The 20,164-nt window shown below is 47.2% G+C and carries 15 protein-coding genes; 12 read left to right on the top strand and 3 right to left on the bottom strand.

Annotated elements, in window-relative coordinates; genetic code table 11:
* Window positions 1-156 precede the first annotated feature (156 nt).
* A complete protein-coding gene (locus tag HMPREF9124_RS10985; RefSeq protein ID WP_009429606.1) occupies window positions 157-897 on the top strand; it encodes a Crp/Fnr family transcriptional regulator in 741 nt (246 codons plus the stop codon).
* Window positions 898-1,145: 248 nt separating this feature from the next.
* Here HMPREF9124_RS10985 and HMPREF9124_RS10980 read toward each other — a convergent pair whose 3' ends face one another.
* Genes HMPREF9124_RS10980 through HMPREF9124_RS10970 form a run of 3 tightly spaced genes read right to left on the bottom strand, consistent with a single transcriptional unit; the run spans window position 1,146 to window position 2,574 of the window.
* Window positions 1,146-1,709 carry a hemerythrin domain-containing protein gene (locus HMPREF9124_RS10980; RefSeq protein ID WP_009428335.1) on the bottom strand — a complete coding sequence of 188 codons (564 nt, stop codon included), beginning with the start codon at window positions 1,707-1,709 and terminating at the stop codon, window positions 1,146-1,148.
* Between the two features lie 50 nt (window positions 1,710-1,759).
* The gene (locus HMPREF9124_RS10975) at window positions 1,760-2,365 is read right to left on the bottom strand and encodes a hypothetical protein (RefSeq protein ID WP_009428963.1); all 606 of its coding nucleotides are present in this window, start codon (window positions 2,363-2,365) and stop codon (window positions 1,760-1,762) included.
* A complete protein-coding gene (locus tag HMPREF9124_RS10970; RefSeq protein ID WP_009429475.1) occupies window positions 2,365-2,574 on the bottom strand; it encodes a DUF1858 domain-containing protein in 210 nt (69 codons plus the stop codon). The genes HMPREF9124_RS10975 and HMPREF9124_RS10970 overlap by 1 nt, the downstream gene beginning before the upstream one ends.
* A 349-nt stretch (window positions 2,575-2,923) precedes the next feature.
* Between HMPREF9124_RS10970 and HMPREF9124_RS10965 the strand changes: the two genes are divergently transcribed.
* The 11 genes from HMPREF9124_RS10965 (at window position 2,924) to HMPREF9124_RS10915 (ending at window position 20,118) form a co-directional block, all read left to right on the top strand.
* Window positions 2,924-4,258 (top strand): M18 family aminopeptidase, encoded by a 1,335-nt coding sequence (locus HMPREF9124_RS10965; RefSeq protein WP_009429919.1) that lies wholly within the window; start codon window positions 2,924-2,926, stop codon window positions 4,256-4,258.
* A gap of 116 nt (window positions 4,259-4,374) precedes the next feature.
* Window positions 4,375-5,796 (top strand): APC family permease, encoded by a 1,422-nt coding sequence (locus HMPREF9124_RS10960; RefSeq protein ID WP_009429410.1) that lies wholly within the window; start codon window positions 4,375-4,377, stop codon window positions 5,794-5,796.
* 224 nt (window positions 5,797-6,020) lie between these two features.
* Window positions 6,021-8,075: a polyphosphate kinase 1 gene (ppk1, locus tag HMPREF9124_RS10955; RefSeq protein ID WP_009427831.1), complete on the top strand. Its 2,055-nt coding sequence runs from the start codon at window positions 6,021-6,023 to the stop codon at window positions 8,073-8,075.
* A gap of 51 nt (window positions 8,076-8,126) precedes the next feature.
* The gene (locus HMPREF9124_RS10950; protein ID WP_009429447.1) at window positions 8,127-10,394 is read left to right on the top strand and encodes a spore photoproduct lyase family protein; all 2,268 of its coding nucleotides are present in this window, start codon (window positions 8,127-8,129) and stop codon (window positions 10,392-10,394) included.
* 108 nt (window positions 10,395-10,502) lie between these two features.
* Entirely contained in the window at window positions 10,503-11,252 is a 750-nt protein-coding gene (locus HMPREF9124_RS10945; RefSeq protein WP_050791233.1) for an SDR family oxidoreductase, read from the top strand.
* A gap of 341 nt (window positions 11,253-11,593) precedes the next feature.
* On the top strand, window positions 11,594-13,036 hold the full coding sequence (locus HMPREF9124_RS10940) for a carbon starvation CstA family protein (RefSeq protein WP_009428602.1): 1,443 nt from the start codon (window positions 11,594-11,596) through the stop codon (window positions 13,034-13,036).
* 163 nt (window positions 13,037-13,199) lie between these two features.
* Complete coding sequence (locus HMPREF9124_RS10935) at window positions 13,200-14,195, top strand: hypothetical protein (protein WP_009429694.1); 996 nt, start codon at window positions 13,200-13,202, stop codon at window positions 14,193-14,195.
* Between the two features lie 286 nt (window positions 14,196-14,481).
* Window positions 14,482-15,918 carry a proline--tRNA ligase gene (gene proS, locus HMPREF9124_RS10930; protein ID WP_009427688.1) on the top strand — a complete coding sequence of 479 codons (1,437 nt, stop codon included), beginning with the start codon at window positions 14,482-14,484 and terminating at the stop codon, window positions 15,916-15,918.
* Between the two features lie 118 nt (window positions 15,919-16,036).
* Window positions 16,037-16,978, top strand: coding sequence for a diacylglycerol/lipid kinase family protein (locus HMPREF9124_RS10925; RefSeq protein WP_009428409.1), 942 nt, complete (start codon window positions 16,037-16,039; stop codon window positions 16,976-16,978).
* A gap of 49 nt (window positions 16,979-17,027) precedes the next feature.
* Entirely contained in the window at window positions 17,028-18,386 is a 1,359-nt protein-coding gene (locus HMPREF9124_RS10920) for a CCA tRNA nucleotidyltransferase (protein ID WP_242821589.1), read from the top strand.
* A gap of 43 nt (window positions 18,387-18,429) precedes the next feature.
* Complete coding sequence (locus HMPREF9124_RS10915) at window positions 18,430-20,118, top strand: phospho-sugar mutase (protein WP_009429027.1); 1,689 nt, start codon at window positions 18,430-18,432, stop codon at window positions 20,116-20,118.
* The last annotated feature ends 46 nt before the right edge of the window (window positions 20,119-20,164 follow it).

The following is a 20,164-nucleotide window of genomic DNA, read 5'->3' as shown; positions in this document are numbered from 1 at the left end:
GCGAAGAGGCGTTTATGCCCGGAACAATCTCGGAAGAACGTTCTCCGCCGCTCGATGTTCTCCATTTTGCAATAAAAGGAAAGAAAAATATGTTGCGCGCGCAACAAAATAAGATTAGACTGTGCATTAATTAAATACAAAGAGGATGGAGTACTTATGATAGAAGAAAAGAAGGCTTGCTGCAGTTGCGGATGCAGTACCACGGAAGAGCGGAAAAAGCTGAATAAGGAGGAGGTTCTTCGTTATTCGGATATGGAAATTTTTAAGGGCATTGAGAAAGAAAATCTGAATGCCTTGCTTTACTGTATGAAAAGCTATGTACGCTCTTATAAAAAGGGAGAAATGATTCACCTGGAGGAAAATCATGAAAAGCATGTGGGGGTAGTGCTTTACGGCAGCATTCACATGATTAAAACGGATGTCTGGGGAAAGGAAACCCTGCTTACCTATATGGGGGAGGGGGAAATCTTCGGAGAAACCTTCGGAAACAGTGCTTCCGAGGATGAGTATGTCTCTTTTCTTTCCGCGGCGAAGACGGAGGTGCTTTTCCTTTCTTTCGAAAAGGCCATTCACGTTTGTAAAAACCAGTGCGGCTTTCACTTCCGTTTAATTGAGAATCTCTTTGATTTAATCAGCAAAAAAAATATTCAGCTGATGGAGAAGATAGAGGTCACTTCACGTAGCAGCCTGCGGGAGAAAATTCTGGCCTATTTATCGCTACAGGCACAAAAACAGAAGTCGAAGTATATAGAACTCGGCCTAAGCCGCACGGATATGGCACAGTTCCTCTGCACAAACCGTTCCGCGATGACGAGAGAACTTTCCGCCTTAAAAGAGGAAGGGATTATTGACTTTGACCGAAATACCTTCATTCTGAAAGCACAGGCGGCACTGTAAACGGGAAACTTTGAGAAAGGATAAACCGGAAAGGGCTCTTTGCTCAGAAAGCACAAAAATACCGCGCGGTCACGCGCGGTATTTTTAAATCTATCCAGGCAAATTGCTGTTAACCGGTTGCAATATATAAAAACACTCTATACGGAATTCCATTATAGCGAAATACGGAAGAGAATACCAGTAAAAAAACGATAAACAATAGGAAGAAAAATCAATCTCTCACTCCGTAATTTCCTCCGGAAAGAAGCCTACAGCCGATACTTCTTCTCTAAAGCGCCAAGGGCGGTCAGGTAATGTTCCTGAATCCCTTCTTTTTTCTTTTCCGCCTCGTAAGTTTCACTTTTTTCGTTGATATCCCGAAAATCTTCTTCGCTTAAGCCTCGTTCCGCAAAAGGATAGACGACACTGTTTTCTTTTTCGATATGCAGCTGTAAAAGATGAGCATAGGCCATCGCGTAGGAAAGGATGTCCAGCTTTAACTCCGGAATAGGGTTCTTCCGGTATTCGTTTAAGGCGGTCTCCAAGGCAAGCACATCCGCTCTTCCGAGGTCATGCTCTACCAGCATGCCGTGTGTAACCAGTTTGTCCGCTACAGGCCCCATTTTGGCAACCATAGCGGGGAAAAGAAACTTTTCTTCCTTTCCGTGGTGGTGTTTATCGGCATAGTTTCTGATAAAATCAATAATTTGCCGAAAATCGTCATCCGGAACTTCGGCGCCCTGCATCATTTGCAAGCAGATCGTACGAACGACTGCGAGAGCCCGATTGATATTACTGTGTTCTTCCTCCATGATGGCAATACTTACATTCATTGTTTTCCTCTTTCTTAGTTAACGTAATCCGGAAAGCCGCCTTTAAAGCGCTACTTATAGAGGCTGTAGTGTCCCTCTTCGCTGCAGTCCAGGTGAAGCTCCGTTCCGAAGAGCATTCCCTCCATGATTTTCGTTCTTAATCGGTAGTAAACTGTCGGATCTCCATCTACAGCAATCCAGAACGGAGCATGGATATCTTCTTCCTGTACCCAGGAGGTCCGTTCCGGATCCTGCTCCGTAATGACATTTACCCTGTCACAGGGCATGCCGTTTAAGAGAGAATCATCCATTTTTCTGTAAGCGTCCGAAGCATCGGAAGAAGCATCGAGCGCGCGTTCTTTTCCAAATTGGAAGGCCAGTTTTTCCAGCTCGGGCAATCGATCCGAATCTTCCTTTAAAACAGAACTGACCAGAAGTGCATAACGCGCTTCCGCATCCTGCACTCTCTCCTGCAGCCATCCGTGAATGTTCATCACGTCAATCAACTCATTTAAGGGGCGAAGCTCCTTGTTTACCGTTTCTTTTTCCAAATGCTTCTCGGAAAAAACGGGCCAGCCTGCTTTCTCGCCGTACTCCGCCATTTTCCGAATCAACTCTTCCTGCAGCTGAATCTTATTGTAAAGCCAATAGTGAATCGGTCCTAAAAATGCACTCATTACTCGGAAACCTCACTTAACTTTTCATTTAAAATGCCGAGAACCGCATTCGGATTTAAACCGTGTACCATACAAGCGTCCTCTAAGGACTCCATCTGGGAGCTGGGGCAACCCAGGCAGTGCATACCGACCTCAAGTAAGGTATCAATCAACTCCGGGTGCTCATTCACAATCTGTCCTACCAACATATCACTGGAAATCTTTGCCATTTTATATTCCTCCTGATTTTTCTGCTTTTATTTTACTCCCGCGTTTGGAAAGGGAGCAAAATCATCGATATATAACGAGTATCTTTATCAGCACACGATACTTCGTCACGGTGAGTAGTATAGCAAATACAATAAAAAAATGGTGTTGCAAATGCAACAATTCGCGTTGCTGCTTGTGAAAAAATAAACTTGGTAAATTCTCCTATTTTTTTGCTTCTCAGGCCTTCTTCTTTCCTGTATAATGCTAGAGGGTTGTGGTCCGGGAGAGCAAAGGCGAGGTTTGGAAAGCCGGTTTTTTCTATTAGCTAGCTCTTATTTTTCTCCGTAAAGGATCAGGAAAGGAGCCGATATGGCAGCAAATAAAGCAGCGGAAGTAAAGAAGCTGAACAGGAAACTGATGGACTTTTTGGACAGCAGTGTAAATGCATTCTTTGCCGTGGAAAATATGAAAAATATCCTTTTGGAAGAGGGATTTCTTCCTTTATATGAGGGAGAAGACTGGAATTTGAAGAAGGGCGGGAAGTATTTTGTCACAAGAAACGGTTCCGCACTCATCGCCTTTGTACTTCCCAAGAAGCCTTTCAAGGGCTTTCAGATGATGGCAAGCCACAGCGATTCTCCGGTCTTTAAGATTAAGGGAGAACCGGAACTCGAGATCGATAAGTCTTATATCCAGTTAAATGTGGAAAAGTACGGCGGCATGATTTGCTCTCCCTGGTTGGACAGACCGCTTTCCATCGCGGGAAGAGTCCTGGTAAAGACCGAAAAGGGCGTAGAGACGAAGCTGGTGAACATTGATCGTGACTTAGTGATCATCCCGAATCTTGCGATTCATATGAACCGCGAAGTGAACGACGGCTACAAGTTCAATGCACAGAAGGATATGCTACCCCTGTTTTCCACTATCGAAGGAAAGGGGAGCTTTAAGAAGACGGTGGCCGATGCTGCGTCCGTTAAAGAAGAGGATATTTTGGACTGGGATTTGTTCCTTTACAACAGACAGAGGGCGACAATTTTAGGAGGAAAAGAAGAGTTTATCGCAAGCGGAAGACTGGATGACCTGCAGTGCGCCTTTTCTTCCTTACAGGGACTGCTTTCCGCAACGCCGAAGGAGAGTGTAGCACTCCACTGCGTTTATGATAACGAAGAGGTGGGAAGCGGCACGAAACAGGGAGCGGATTCGACCTTCTTAAAGGATGTATTGCATAGAATTCTCTTTGCTTTCGGGATGGGAGAGGAAGACTATATGAAGGCTTTGCAGAACAGCTTCCTCGTTTCCGCAGACAACGCGCATGCCGTGCACCCCGCGCACCTCGACAAGGCGGATGCCTTAAACCGGCCGTATATGAATAAGGGAATCGTGCTGAAGTACAGTGCAAACCAGAAGTATACTACGGATGCCGTATCCGCTGCCGTGTTTAAGCGTTTTTGCGACAAGGCGAAGGTGCCGTATCAGAGTTTTGCCAACCGTTCGGATATGCTGGGCGGTTCCACACTGGGAAATATCTCAAACAGTCAGGTGGCACTGAATACCGTAGATATCGGACTGCCGCAGCTTTCCATGCATTCCCCGTATGAGACGGCAGGGGTGGAAGATACCTACTATCTTGTGGAAGTGGCTAAGCTTTTCTACTCTTCTTCTGTACTGGGAAGAGGAGACGGGAATCTGGAAATCAAATTCTAAGGCGCTGTCGTAGAAGCGGATAGAGAGGCACGCAGTAGAAGACGGAAGCAAAAGAGAATTTTTACAGGAGAAAAATTTTCTTTTACGAAAGAAACAATTTATTTTGGAGGAAAAGTATGGAACAAAAAAAGATTAGTTGGAAATTGCTGGCGTTTATGGCATTTTCCACGGTTTGGGGCTTCGGAAATGTGGTAAACGGCTTCGTCTGGTTTGACGGAATTCAGGTTATTTTCAGCTGGATTTTCATGTTTGCCTTGTATTTTGTACCTTATGCCTTAATGGTAGGAGAACTCGGTTCCGCATTTAAAAATGCAGGTGGCGGAGTAAGTTCCTGGATTCGGGAAACCATGGGAACCAAGCTTGCGTACTATGCGGGATGGACCTATTGGGCTTGTCACATTACCTATATTGCCAGTAAGCCGAGTGGCGGCCTGAAGGCGTTATCCTGGGTCATCTTCCGCAGTGCGGAGCTTTATGATCGTTTACCGAGTATTTATATTCAGCTGATTACCTTTGCTCTGCTCCTGATTTTCTGCTATGTGGCAAGCAGAGGCTTGAACCCCTTGAAGAAGATGGCAACCCTTGCAGGTTCCAGTATGTTTATCATGTCCCTGCTTTATATTCTGATGATGTTTGCCGCACCGGTAATCAACCCGAAGGCGGATTACGTCACTATGGACTTTAGTTTAAAGAACTTAATCCCGCAATTCCGTTTGGAGTATTTCACCTCTCTTTCTATCCTGGTTTTTGCGGTGGGCGGATGTGAGAAGATTTCTCCGTACGTAAACAAGGTAGAGAACCCGAGTAAGGGCTTCCCGAAGGGCATGATTGCCCTAGCTATCATGGTTGTGGTTTGTGCTATGCTCGGTACCATTGCGATGGGCATGATGTTTGACCCGACTGTGATCAAGGCTTCGGATGAGAGCTTTAACTCTTATGCGGCAAACGGTGCTTACTGGGCCTTCCAGAGACTGGGACAATACTATAATATCGGAGATACCCTCTTAATCATCTATGCCCTGTGCAATATGATCGGTCAGTTTGCCGTTCTCATCATAAGTATCGATGCACCGCTTCGTATGCTCTTGGACAATGAAGACACAAAGCAGTTTATTCCGAAGAAGCTTTTGAAGCAGAATGATGTGGGCGCCTACACAAACGGGATTGTCATGGTGGCTGTACTTTCCGGTTCCATCATCCTTGTGCAGTCCTTTGTGCCGGGAGCGGCAGCGGTATTAAAGCAGCTGACTAAGTTAAACTCCGTATGTATGCCGCTTCGTTATCTTTGGGTATTTGCAGCTTATATCGCGCTTCGTAAGGCGGGAGACAAGTTCCATCCGGAATATTGTTTTGTGAAGAATAATACTTTGGCTTTGGCTTTCGGTGTTTGGTGTTTCCTGATTACTGCGGCAAGTTGTCTTCTCGGTATGTACTCCGATGATCTGTTTACCATGGCTTTAAACATCATTACCCCTCTGGTGCTTTCCGTCTTGGGAATCATTATGCCGATTTTGGCCAAAAGCGAAGCCCAAAAATAAAAAAAGCTTATAGAGATTCCGAGGCTGTTTTGAACGGTATCGCTACAAGCTGAGAACAGGGTGAAAAATACATTTCATAGAAGAAGCGCTCAGGTGCAAATAATCCGAGCGCTTTTTTGGTATATTTTCGGAATTTCGAGTATAATAGGAAAAATACAATTTGGGGTAGAGAAAAGGCAGGAAACAGTTCTTAAGGGAAAAGGCCGGAAGGAGAAGAAGGGACAATGAAAGATAACAGGCAATGCTACCGGAACAGAGAGTTGTCATGGCTTTTATTTAATGAAAGAGTTTTAAATGAGGCGGCGAATCCTCGCGTGCCTCTTATGGAGAGACTGCAGTTCGTTTCCATTTACCAGACCAATTTAGATGAATTTTTCATGGTGCGCGTGGGAACGCTCATGGAGCAGATGAACGGTAAAAAGACCACAAAGGACAACAAGACCGGCTTAAGCAGTAAGGAGCAAATCGCTCTCATCCTGGAAGAGGTAGAGCGCCTCGAACTAAAGCGAAAAGAAATCTATGAGCAGCTGATGGGAGAGCTGGAACCGGCGGGTATCCACATCATTAACTTTCAGAAGCTCTCGAAACAGGAGCAAAGCCAGCTGGAAGCCTATTTTGATAAGGCAATCCGACCCTATCTTTCTCCCATGATTGTCGGGAAGCAGCAGCCCTTCCCCTTCCTTCAAAATCGGGAGCTCTATGCGGTGGCAAGGCTCGAGACAAAGGGCGGAAAGAAACGATTGGGGATTGTGCCCTGCTGGAACCCTGTCTTTAAGAGACTGATTGAAATTCCCGGTAGAAAAGGCTACCACATGCTTTCCGAGGAACTCATTCTCCACTTTGTATCGAAGCTTTATCCCGCTTACCAGATTCGGGAAAAATCCATTATCCGCATTACCAGAAACGCGGACATCGATGCAGGAGATGTTTACGATGAGGATTTGGACTACCGCGGAATGATGGAACAGCTTCTGAAGAAGAGAAAACGCTTAAATCCGGTCAGACTGGAGCTCAGCCGCGACCTGCATAAGTCGATTAAGAAAAAGCTTGCAAAATTCCTCGGCATTTCTGAAGAACATGTTTTACATTGCGGCACACCGCTCGACTTATCCTATCTGTTTACTTTGCAAAATACGATGCGGGAGCATCAGGAGTGGTATTATCCGAAATACAGTCCCAGAATGAGTCCGGAGATTCGAAGGGATGAGAATATCTTGAGTCAGGTGGAAAGACGGGATATTTTACTTTCTTATCCCTATGAGAGCATGAAGAACTTCATCAGTTTTTTGCAGGCGGCGGCAGTGGATTCTTCCGTTCGTTCCATTAAGATAACGCTTTACCGCATGGCAAATCACAGTCAGATTGTGGATGCGCTTTGCGAGGCGGCGGAAAATGGAAAAGAAGTCCTTGCTCTCGTGGAGTTACGTGCCAGATTCGATGAGGCTGCCAACATTGAGATGTCCAGGCGTCTGGAGGATGCGGGATGTCAGGTGATTTACGGCCTTCCCGACTATAAGGTGCACTCCAAACTTTGTCTCATTACGAAGCAAACGGAGGAGGGAGTATCCTTCCTCACCCAAATCGGCACCGGAAATTATAATGAGAAAACGGCAACGCTTTACACGGACTTAAGCCTGATGACTGCAAATCAGGCTATCGGGCGAGATGCACTGGAGGTATTCCGTACCCTGCTTCTGGGGGAAACCGTGGAGGAAAGCTCGGCGCTTCTTGTTGCACCGAAGGGCCTGCAAAATGCTATTTTGGAAAAGATAGCGGCGGAGGGCAGAAAGGCGGAAGCGGGGCGTGGCGCTTATATCGGCCTGAAGTTAAATGCGCTTACGGATAAGGACATTATCGATGCTTTGATTGAGGCTTCTCAAAAAGGCGTGGTGATACAACTTTTAATCCGCGGAATCTGCTGCCTGATACCGGGCATTCCCGGGAAGACGGAGAATATTCAGGTGCACAGCATAGTGGGGCGTTTCCTGGAACATTCCCGTATTTATCGCTTTGGGCAGGGCGAAGAAGAGGAAATCTATATTGCCAGTGCGGACTTTATGACCAGAAATACCCTTCGAAGGGTGGAGGTTGCCGCTCCGATTTATGATGAGCGTTGCAGGATGCGTGTACGGGAAATTTTCGACCTGGGCTTTAAGGATACGGAAAAGGGAAAATGGCTTCTTTCCGATGGTCTCTATCATGATCCCGAGGGCGTTGGGGAGGAACGCTTTAACTCGCAGGACTTCTTTTATCGAGAGGCCTATAGGAATTTGGAGTAAAACACTATGACTTTATCTTTAAAGGCCTATAGGAATTTGGAGTAAAATATTATGATTTTTATCTTTGCGGCACATTACGGCGAAGTGGAAAACATCATAAAGCAGAAGAAAATGGGGAAACGAAAGATTTCGTTTCCCTTTTTGCAGTACTGTACAGACGGATGGAATGAGTCAGGAGCAAAGAAAGAACAGAAGCAAGCCGGAAAAGAGCGTTCCTGTATGAAAGAGAGTGCGGGTGCAGACGGAAGGATATTGCTGACGATATGCGGGGAAGGACGGAACAATGCGGCAGCTGCGGTTGCAGCGACCCTGGCAAAAGAGGAAGCGAAAAAGGGAGACATTCTGCTTTCTATCGGCAGCGCGGCAATGCTTAAGGGAGTAGGGGAAGAGCGTCTTTTAGGAAAATGGTTTTTGATTCATGCCCTGGAAGAGGAAGGAAGCGGAAGGGCTTTTTACCCTGAGCTTCTTTATCAGACCGACTTTCCCACGGCAAGACTGATTACAGGGGATAAAGTATTACGGCGTTCGGGTGCAACATGTACTACAGAGACGAAGTCTTACTCTTCTATAGAAGAGGAGATTTCTCCGGCAAGTGACAGTGGGAAAGAGAATGTTTCGCCTTTCGGGACGAATGCGTTTGTGCCGATGTGCGGTGAAAGACCGGAGCGCATGGATGCGGAGGAAACCTTACTCTACGACATGGAGTCCACAGCGGTTTTCCAGGCTGCCAATGCTTTTCTTTCCTTGGAAAATTTATTTTTCTTACGCTGCGGTACGGACTTCGGAATAGGGGAAAACGGAAGCAGGCAACTCGAAAGCGGGAAAACTGTGCCGGAAATGCTGCGAGAGCAGATGCGGAAGGAAGAGGAGAAGGTATTTTCCTTTCTTTCGAATTTAGAGCGACTGGATGCGGAGAAAGAAAAAGAGAGGGAAAAAGAAGAAGCATTTCTTAGGGAAAGCACAACTCTTGCGGAAGAACTGCGTCTATCCTTTGTCCTTGCGAAAAAGCTGGAGGGTCTACTCTCCTATGCAGAGAGCCTTTCTTCGGAGTGGAGAGCCTATTTTCAAAAAAAGAGGGAAGAAGGATGTCTTCCCTGCCGGGACAAGCGGGGCGGGCAGAAAGTGCTTTCCGATTTCACGGCGTGGCTTCTAGTTCAGGAAAAGCAGGGAAGGCAGGATAAGGAAGAAGCGGTAGATGCATTAGGTGCCATGAAAGAAGCATCTGCACTAAGTAGGAAGAAGGAAGAGTTTCGGCAGAAAAGGAGAAAAGAGTCGGAGAAGGCTCTTCCGCTCTATCCGCCGTTCTCGCATATCTATATAGAGGAGGCGCTTCTCGGAGGGGAGGAAGCAGAGGCAATTTTACGGAAATTTCCGAAGGCGAAGTGCATTCCGATTCGGCATTATAAAGACCTCTTTAACAGGAGGAAGCAGAATCGTGCCTTGCAGGAGAAGAGTCGAAAACTCATTCTTGCCAAGAAGGAAGGGCAGAGGATTTACCCGGGAGCACCCGTCTGCCAAAGCTTTTCCGAAAGCAGCTTCTATTATGCGTCTCTTCTTATGAACTGCCCCTTTCATTGTGAATACTGCTACTTACAGGGGATGTACCCCTCCGCCAATCTGGTGCTCTTCCTGAATCTCGAGGATTATTTTTCGGACTGCCAAAGGCTTATAAAAGAGAGGGGGAGTCTCTATCTTTGCATTTCCTATGACACGGATTTGCTGGCGTTGGAAGAGCTCTATCCCTTTGTGGAGCGCTTCGCGAGGTTTTTGGAGAAAGAGCCGAATCTCCGCATCGAGGTACGAACCAAGGCAGGGGGAGAAAGCCTTTTTCGAAGACTTCTCAAAATGCATTTGTCCCAGGACGCGAAAAAACGCCTGATTTTTGCCTTTACCCTCTCTCCGGAGAAAATCGTTTCGGAGGCGGAGCATGGAACGGTAGGCCTTAAGGGGAGGCTCAAGGCTGTTAAAATGGCCATGGAAGAGGGCTTTACGCTGCGTCTTTGCTTTGATCCCATGCTTTATCATGCGGATTGGGGGAGGCTGTATTCCGCACTTTTAGAAACGGTTTTCAGGGAAATCCCAATGGAAAAACTATACGACGTGAGTGTCGGAAGCTTCCGTATTTCGGAGAGTTACCTGAAGACTATGACGAAGTCCTGCGGTGCTTCTCCCTATATTTCTTTTCCTTACGAAAATACGGACGGCTATTACCATTATCCGAAGGAGCTTCTTCTGAAGATGGAAGGCTTCTTGGAACAGAGGCTCCTCGAGAAGCTTCCGAAAGAGAAGATTTTCCGGTGGACGGAAGAAGAAAAGTAGGATAAAGGCAACGAGATAGACGAAACGGACGAAAGGATGCGCTAAGGAGCGATGGGGAAAAATAGAGAGTTCGCTCGGCATTTGTGCATGGAAAGAAAAGGAAATTGTATGAAAAAGGGACAAAAAGAAGGGAATAGCGCTCGGCATTCAGAGCGGAAGCTTGCCCTGGTGACAGGCGCTTCCGGCGGAATAGGACGGGCCATTGCGGAGAAGCTTTCGGAAATGGGCTATTTTGTCTATGGGATAGGACGGGATTTTAAAGAAGAAGAGGGAAGCTGCCCCTTTCTTCCCGTTCGTCTGGATTTACGGGACCGGAAAGCCTCGGAGGAATTTTTTCGGAAGCTGAAATCGGAGGGCAAACTCTCGGTTCTGGTGCATTCAGCGGGGGTCGCCTACTACGGTTTTCACGAGAGTTTAAATGCAGAGAAGATTATGGAAATGACAGAGGTGAACTTTACGATTCCGCTCTCGATAACGCAGTATTTCCTGCGAGATTTGAAAGAAGAGAAAGGGCATATATTCTTTCTTTCCTCCGTGACCGCCCTTCATGAAAACGGATACGGGGCAGCCTACGGCGCGACAAAGGCGGGACTTCTCTCCTTTGCGAGAAGCCTTTTTGTCGAAAACAGGAAGTCCGGTCTAAAGGTGCACAGCATTTTACCGGATATGACGGACAGCCATTTATACCGCAATGCGGATTTTACGGTGGGGGAAAATGCGGAAAGCTATCTCCTTCCTTCCGATGTGGCTTCCGCTGTGGAAACGATTCTTCGGCAAAGGGAGGGTGTGGTATTGGAGGAGGTCCATTTGCGACCGCAAGTTTTTCAAATAACGAGAAGACCTTCCAAAATCAGGTAAAAGGACTTAGATAGAGATGTTTTTCTTCATAAAATGGTAAAAAGGATTTTAAAGAGAACGGCAGCTTGTAGAAGTTTGTAATACTGCATACCGAATACAATATTTTTTTGAATAAGAAAATTCTTATCCTTTGCGAGAAAACGGTGGAGTATTAGCCTGAAACCCTAAAAAACAACAAAATAATGAACTATAGCAAAACTTTTTTTGGACAAATTAACAAAGTAATGAAAATTTGCCCAAATGGAGAAAAAAATGCCTTTAATCTTTGTCTTGCGACGATAAATTCGTAAATTTATAATGTTTTTTGTAAAAACAGGAGAAAAAAGAGTGGAGGCGAAGTTATGGTTAGCTTTTTTGTGTGTCTTTTTATTCTGATTGGCGGGTATTTTACCTATGGTAAATTCGTGGAGAATACCTTTGGGCCGGATGATAGAGAGACGCCTGCAGTACGAATTAACGACGGCGTGGATTATGTGGTGATGCCGGAATGGAAATTGTTCCTTGTTCAGCTTCTGAACATTGCGGGTCTCGGTCCGATTTTCGGTGCTTTGACCGGTGCAGAGTGGGGACCGGTTGTGTTCTTATGGATTACCTTCGGTACGGTTTTTGCCGGCGGTGTACACGATTATTTTTCCGGAATGCTCAGTGAGCGTTCGGAAGGTGCGTCTATTTCCGAGGTTACCGGAAACTATCTCGGACTTGGCATGAAGAACCTGATGCGTGTGTTCTCCGTAGTGCTTCTCATTATGGTCGGTACCGTATTTGCGGTAGGGCCTGCCGGACTGATTGTAACCTTGATTAAGTCGGGTGGTTCCGCAAACGCAGTATTAACGAATAAGGAAGTTTGGTTATGGATTATCTTGTTTTATTACTTAATTGCAACCTTCTGTCCGATTGATAAGATTATCGGTAAGATTTATCCGGTTTTCGGTATCTGCTTAATTGCCATGGCACTGGGCGTGGGAATCGGAATTTTCTCCCACGGCTTTGTGATTCCGGAGATTTTTGAGCATTTTGCCAATGAACATCCGGATAGACTTCCGATTTGGTCTTTCATGTTCATCACGGTAGCCTGCGGTGCGATTTCCGGCTTCCATGCTACCCAGTCTCCGCTGATGGCACGTTGTATGAAGAGCGAGAAACAGGGACGTTTCGTGTTCTACGGTGCCATGGTGGCAGAGGGAATTATTGCTCTTATCTGGGCGGCGGCCGGTTGTGCGATTTATGGCAGTCAGAAGCTTGTGGACTTATTGGGCGGTAACTCGACTACCGTATATGAGATTTGTAAGACCACAATGGGTTCCGTAGGAATGTTCCTTGCGATGATGGGCGTTATTGCTTGTCCGATTACCTCCGGAGATACGGCCTTCCGTTCCGCACGTCTTACGATTGCGGACTGGTTTAAGATTGATCAGAACGACTTCAAGAAGCGTGGACTTCTGACTCTGCCGATTCTGGGAGCCGGTGCAGTGATTTCTCACCTGCCTTATAACGTTGTTTGGAGATATTTCAGCTGGACGAACCAGACGCTGGCGATGATTGTCCTTTGGGCGGCTTCCATGTATCTCTACAGAGAGAAGAAGAATTACTGGATTACAGCGGTTCCCGCAGTATTTATGAGTGCGGTTTCCATGACCTACTTCTTCTGCGCACCGGAGTGTCTGGGCGCTTTCGGTCTGACCACAACCGTGGCTTACCCGGCAGGAATTCTTCTTGCGGCACTTTTCTTAATCCTCTTCTTACGGGCGACGAAGAAGCCCTATTCCGGAGAGGCTAAGGCATAAGCCGGCAGAAAATTGAATGTGTTATCTTGTTCACCTCGCTTGTACTGAGAGCGGGGTGAATTTTATAATAGAAGAGTTAAAAAATAGGGAAAAAGCCGTAAAAAGCAAAGATAAAATAAAAAGAGAGCGTATTACAAGTGTAAGTGTATAGAAAGGGTAGTGTATGAATTTTCCCCTGAGTGAGAAAAAACTGGAGAAGGATGTTTTAAAGAAGGATAAAAGGGAGGCTAAGCATATCGGCCCGATAGGAATCGGAGAGAAGGCTCTGTACTTAAATTCCTTTTATATCGACAGGATGTACTATATTCCGATAGAGGCTATAGAGCGAGTGTATAAGCGTGTTGCCATGAGTAAGGGCGGATTCTCCGGAAAGGGCATTTTTGCGAGCCTTTCCTACCTCGTGGTGGAATATGACGGCGGGAAGGAAAAGGCCTGTCTTATTCGAAAGGAATGGAGGGTGGATGAAGCGCTTTCGGAAATCCGAAAACGGTTTCCGCATCTCCCCACTATGAGTAAAAGAGCGGAGGAAAGTCTTCGCAGGGAAGAAGAGGAAGAAAAGGCCAAGCTTCTTCCTAAGCTTTCGGAGGAGGCCGAAAAGGCCGTTTCCGAGATAGAAGAGGCGGATAGTCTGTTGCGGGAAAGAGAAGAACTCTGCAAAAATCTTGCAGTGCGAGCCAAGCAGGAAAGAATGGTGCAAAGTACGAATCCGTATTACGGACATTTTGCACTGCTCCTCTTCTTTGGCGGTCTGCTCTGTCTGCTCTCTGCAGGGATATTTTATAAAAACGGAGATCAGAGCCATGCCATTGTGCTTTTCGGCTTTTTCCTCATGCTCTTTTTGGTAGGCTTCCGTGTCCGTCCGACGGGGAGACAGAATAAGGAAGAGGTGGAGAGGGAGTATGAAGAGTCCATTCGGAAGATGAAGGATTCTCTTCCGGAGGACTTCCCGCTTCCCGCGCGCTATGCCCATCCTGTCTGCCTTTTATGGATGAAGCAAAATATTTTGGAAGGGAAGGCGGAGACGCTCGCCTCTTCTTATGAGCTCTTGAAAAAGGAGTTGAAAGAACTGGACAGCACGAAGCAGGTCTCACAGAAAGTGTATGATTGGCTTGTTGTCATTAAGCCCATGTTTATGGCGGCGGAGTATCGTGACGAATAGTGCATTCCCTGTTTCAAGGCGGATGCGGACTGTCGAAATCTTGTAGGACCCAGACTGCTGAAATCTCGTAGGACGCAGACTGCTGAAATCTTGTAGGCGCAGACTGCTGAAATCTTCACTTGCGATTCTGTTTTTCATGGGGTAGAATCAACAAATAGTTTTATCGGAGAGAGGATATCGGAAGAGCTTCCGCGAGAATTTGCCTCGGAGAGCGGATTACTCCGAGGGAAGAGTCGGAAGGGAACGGATTCCGGAATACATAGAATAAGGTTCAAGAGGGGGCAATATGGCGGATAAGAAATTGGTGGAGCAGATTACTTCCAGAGAGGAAGACTTTGCACAGTGGTATACGGATGTGGTGAAGAAGGCGGAGCTGACCGACTATTCTTCCGTGAAGGGCTTTATGGTCATTCGTCCTGCAGGGTATGCCATCTGGGAGAGAATTCAAGAGGAACTGGACAGTCGTTTTAAGGCGACGGGTGTGCAGAATTGTGCTATGCCGCTTCTGATTCCGGAGTCCCTTTTGCAGAAGGAAAGCGAGCACGTGGAGGGTTTTGCACCCGAGGTGGCTTGGGTTACATACGGCGGTTCCAAGAGACTGGAAGAGCGGCTCTGCGTTCGTCCGACCTCCGAGGTGCTTTTCTGCGACTACTATTCCAAGGTGGTCAAGTCCTACAGAGACTTGCCCCAGCTTTTAAACCAGTGGTGCTCCGTAGTGCGCTGGGAGAAGACGACCAGACCGTTCTTAAGAACCAGAGAGTTCTTATGGCAGGAGGGACATACCGTGCATGCTACAGCGGAAGAAGCGGAGGAGAGAACGCGGATGATGCTGGACATTTATGCGGATGTTTTGGAAAATGAGTTGGCCATCCCGGTAGTAAAGGGAAGAAAGACGGACAAGGAGAAGTTTGCCGGTGCGATAGCCACCTACACGGTTGAGGCTTTGATGCATGACGGACAGGCTCTGCAGTGTGCGACTTCCCATAACTTCGGAGACGGCTTTGCGAAGGCCTTTGATGTGCAGTATTTGAGTAAGGAAAATAAAATAGAGCCGGTGCACCAGACTTCCTGGGGAATCACAACGAGAACCATCGGCGCACTGATTATGGTACACGGAGACGACTCCGGACTCGTGATTCCGCCGAGAATCGCACCGACGCAGGTTGTGATTGTCCCGATTCAGCAGAATAAAGAAGGAGTGCTCGACAAAGCCTATGCCTTAAAAGAGGAGCTTACAAAGGCCGGTATTCGTGTGAAGGTGGATGATTCCGATAAGACGCCGGGCTTTAAGTTTGCGGACGGAGAGGTGCGCGGAATTCCGCTTCGTTTGGAAATCGGACCGAAGGATATAGAAAAGAATCAGGCGGTCCTCGTTCGGAGAGACAACAGAGAGAAGCTTGTAGCCGAGCTTTCCGGCCTTTCAACAAAGGTGGAGGAACTTTTGCAGCAGATGCAGAAGGATATGTATGAGAGAGCGCTTTCCTTCCAAAAGGAAAGAACGACAGACGCAAAGGGTCTGGACGAGCTTGTGGCATCCATCGATAAGAAGCCGGGATTTGTACGCGCGATGTGGTGCGGATGCAGAGAATGTGAAGATAAGCTGAAGGAATATTCCGGAATCACCTCCCGCTGCATCCCTATGGCGCAGGAAGAGATTTCCGATACCTGTGTGGTTTGCGGAAAGAAAGCTGCAAAGATGGTCTACTGGGGAAGAGCCTATTAAGAGATATTTCGGGGAGAAGCCTTGGGCTTCTCCCTTTTTCATTATATAATGACAAATAGCCGAAGGAGCGTTTCGGGAAAAAGCGGAAAAGATTTTTTCGAAAAAGGAGTGGAGTAGTATGGGAAAGAATGTTCTTTTGCTTGTGAACAGTAAAAGCGGACAGGAAAAGGGGAAAACCTTCCTGTATAATATTGTGGAGGAATTTGCCAAGAAAAACTGTGTTGTGACGGTTTTTCCAATTCTTCCGAAGTCGAAAAAATTGAATACCGAAGCCATTGTGGAAAAGTATAAAGACAGATTTGATTTAATTGTTTGCGTCGGAGGGGACGGAACCCTGCACTATCTGGTAAACAGCCTGATGCGCGAGGACTTGTCTGTTCCGGTCGGCTACATTCCGACGGGGTCTACGAATGACTTTGCGAACTCTCTCGGCATTCCTAAGGACTTGAAAGAGAATATCGAAGGAATTGTAAGAGGAGAGCCTTTTTACTGCGATATCGGAAAGTTGAACGGGCAGTATTTTAACTACATAGCCGCATTCGGAGCGTTTACCAAGGTGAGCTACGGCACGGACCAGGGATTAAAAAACAACCTTGGGCATATGGCTTATCTTCTGGAATCGATTCGTACCATGCCGGAGAGCCTTTCCAAGAGTTACTCGTTAAAAATCAGCTCCGAAGAGAGCCATTTTTCCGGAGAATACATTTTCGGCGCCATCTTTAATTCCCGTTCTGTCGGAGGCTTTACCGGCTTTCCTGGCGGAACGATAGAAGAGAGACTGGCTGTGGATTTGCAGGACGGAGAATTTGAGGTTTTGTTGATACATAAGCCGAAAAATATTGCGGATTACGGAGAAATTCTGAGTACGATAGTAGGAGGGGATATTCCGGAAAACAATCCGCTTGTGCAGTTTTTTAAGGTAAAAAGCCTGGAGATTCAGGCGGAAGAGGACTTGGAATGGACTCTGGACGGAGAGTTCGGCGGGGCCTATCGGGAGATGCAAGTGGACATTCTGGAAAGGGCAATTGCCGTGATGCTTCCCAAGAAGGACAAGGGATAGGCTATGTAAGGGATGGAAAAAGACGAGAATGGAAAACCGGGAAAATAGAATGGTGAAAATAAAGATGCCGAAGGGGGCGGAATTTATTATTCGTTCTCTGGAAAATGCCGGATTTGAGGCCTATATTGTGGGAGGCTGTGTCCGGGACGGGATTCTTGGAAGAGAGCCGGAAGACTGGGATGTTACTACCAATGCGAAGCCTATGGAAGTGAAGTCCGTCTTTCCGGTTACGGTGGATACCGGCATTGAGCACGGAACGGTAACGGTGCTTGTTCCGCCCGATGAGGTGGAGAGAGGGATTCGGAGCTTTGAAGTCACGACTTACCGGATTGACGGGGAATATACGGACCACCGCCATCCGAATGCGGTTTCCTTCACCGGTTCTCTCACGGAAGACCTGGCAAGGCGGGATTTCACCATCAACGCTATGGCTTATCATATGGAAAGAGGGATTATTGATCCTTTTTCCGGACAGGAGGATTTGGAAAAGAAAATTGTTCGGGCAGTGGGAAGAGCCGAAGACCGTTTTCGGGAAGATGCGCTTCGAATGATGCGGGGGATTCGCTTTTCCGCGCAACTCGACTTTGCCTTGGACGAAGAGGCATTTTCGGGAATTTGCAAGCTGAAGGAGAGTCTTTCCAAGGTGTCCAAGGAACGCATTGCCGTGGAACTTTGGAAGCTCTTGGCCAGTGCACATCCGGAGAAGGTGGAGAGACTGTTTGCGACGGGGCTTGCGCCCTATATTACGGAGGATTTTCCGAAGATTGCCCTTCGAGGGATTCCGGAGCTTCTTCCCTTTGCACCGAAGGAAAAGATTCTTCGTTTCGGTCTCTTTCTTCGAGGGGTTCCCGAAGATGCCCGAAAGATTTTAAGAGATTTAAAGCTGGATCGGGATACCATTGAGGGAGCGAGCCACTTGGCAGGACTCTTTGCGGAGGAAGAAGTGGACACGCCCTATGCCTTACGAAAACGGATTGCCCGCTATGGAAAGAAAATGGTCCGAGACTTTTATGAAGCAAGGAAAGAGCTTCTTAAAAGGGCGAAAGACAGTGAGACGGAGGCAGATGCGGCAAAGAGAGATGTGACAAAGGGATGTGCCACAGAGGGAAATGCCACAAATGGAGATGCCACAGAGGACAGTCCGGAAAAAGACTTAGCCGTTGTGGAGGAACGACTGTCTTGGCTTCGAAAGATAGAAGAAGAGGGCGACTGTGTTTGTCTTTCGGACCTCACGCTTAGCGGAAAGGACTTGATTGCCCTCGGAATAGCACCGGGGAAAAAACTGGGAGAGCTTTTGCAGTATGCTTTTGACCATGTTTTGCAGAATCCGAAGGAAAATCAAAGAGAGAAATTACTGCTCTATTTGGAGAAAAACACTGCTATTTTAAAAGATAAAGTAGTAGAATAGAACTACATGTCACATTTGTTTTAGAAGCAAACGGAGGGTTTATATGCTGGACTACAAAAAAGAATACGAACGCTGGAAAGAGGCGGATTTGCCGGATTTTGACCTTCGCAGGGAACTGGATTCCCTTTCGGGGAAGGATGATGAAATAAAAGAGCATTTCGGAAGAAGTCTGGAATTCGGCACTGCCGGTATTCGCGGCACTTTAGGTGTGGGCACAAACCGCATGAATATTTTTGTGGTTCGGCAGGCAACGGAGGGTCTGGCAAGATATATTCTTGAAGAGGGCCTGGAGAAGCTGGTGGCGATCAGCTATGATTCCCGTTTAAAGGGCTGGACCTTTGCGAAAGAAGTGGCACAGGTGCTTGCCGCAAACGGAATTGCCGTTCGCCTTTATGATGCTTTGATGCCGGTTCCGGCACTTTCCTTTGCGACAAGATATTATCATTGCAGTGCGGGAATCATGCTTACCGCTTCCCACAATCCGGCCGTCTATAACGGCTACAAGGCCTACGGCAGTGACGGTTGTCAGATGACGGACGAAGCGGCGGATAAGGTTTACCGGAAAATTCAGGAGACGGATATTTTAAGCGGAGCTAAGACAATGCCTTTCTCTAAAGCCGTGGATCAGGGCTTGATTCGCTTTGTGGAAGAGGAGTGTAAGGAGGCCTTTTATAAGGCTGTTCTTTCTCAGAGTGTACATCCGGGAGTGTGCAAGGATGCAGGACTTTCGTTGGTTTATACTCCGTTAAACGGAACGGGGCTTGAGCCGGTAACCCGTATTTTTAAGGAGCTCGGGATTTCCGATGTTACGATTGTACCGGAACAGGAATATCCGAACGGCTATTTTACCACCTGCCCTTATCCGAATCCGGAAATTTTGGAGGCTATGGAAAAGGGTCTTGCCCTGGCAAAGGAGAAAAATGCGGATTTGCTGCTTGCGACCGATCCTGATGCGGATCGCGTGGGCATTGCCATGCGAACAGAGGACGGAGAGTATGAACTGGTAAGCGGAAATGAGATGGGCGTTCTCCTTCTGGACTATATTGCGGCGGGCAGAATTGCGGAGGGAACACTTCCGAAAGATCCGGTTGCCGTAAAATCCATTGTCAGCACGCCTCTTGCGGATAAGGTTGCAGCAGACTACGGGGTAGAACTTCGCCACACCTTAACCGGCTTTAAGTGGATTGGAGAGCAGATTAAGTTCCTGGAAGAAAAAGGGGAAGAGAACCGTTTCATCTTCGGTTTTGAGGAAAGCTACGGCTACCTTTCCGGTACCGCGGTAAGAGATAAGGACGCAGTGGTGGCTTCCATGCTCATTTGTGAGATGGCGGCTTACTATCGAAAGAACGGCTCTTCCATCAAGGCACGTTTGGAAGAGATTTATAAGAAGTATGGTTACTACCTGAATGCAGTGGACAGTTTCTCCTTCCCGGGTCTGTCCGGCATGGACAAGATGCAGGGTATCATGGAGACACTCAGAAAAGATTGCCCGAAGGATTTTGCAGGCATTCCCGTAAAGGCTTGTACGGACTATTTGGAGAGTGAGAAGACGGGACTTCCGAAGTCCAATGTCCTGCTGTACAGTTTGGAAAACGGGGAGAGCATCATTGTGCGTCCTTCCGGAACGGAGCCGAAGATTAAGGCGTATTATACGACCCTGGGAAGGACAAAGGACGAAGCGAAAGCGGAGAAAGACAAGCTTGCAAAGGCTTTGCAACCGATTTTTAGCTAAGTTTCATGATCCCGCTTAAGAATGCAGAAAGAAGAGAGGGACCGCA

It is taken from the genome of Oribacterium sp. oral taxon 108 str. F0425 (assembly GCF_000214455.1).
Lineage (GTDB): Bacteria > Bacillota > Clostridia > Lachnospirales > Lachnospiraceae > Oribacterium > Oribacterium asaccharolyticum.
This window is presented reverse-complemented; position numbering and strand designations above follow the sequence as displayed.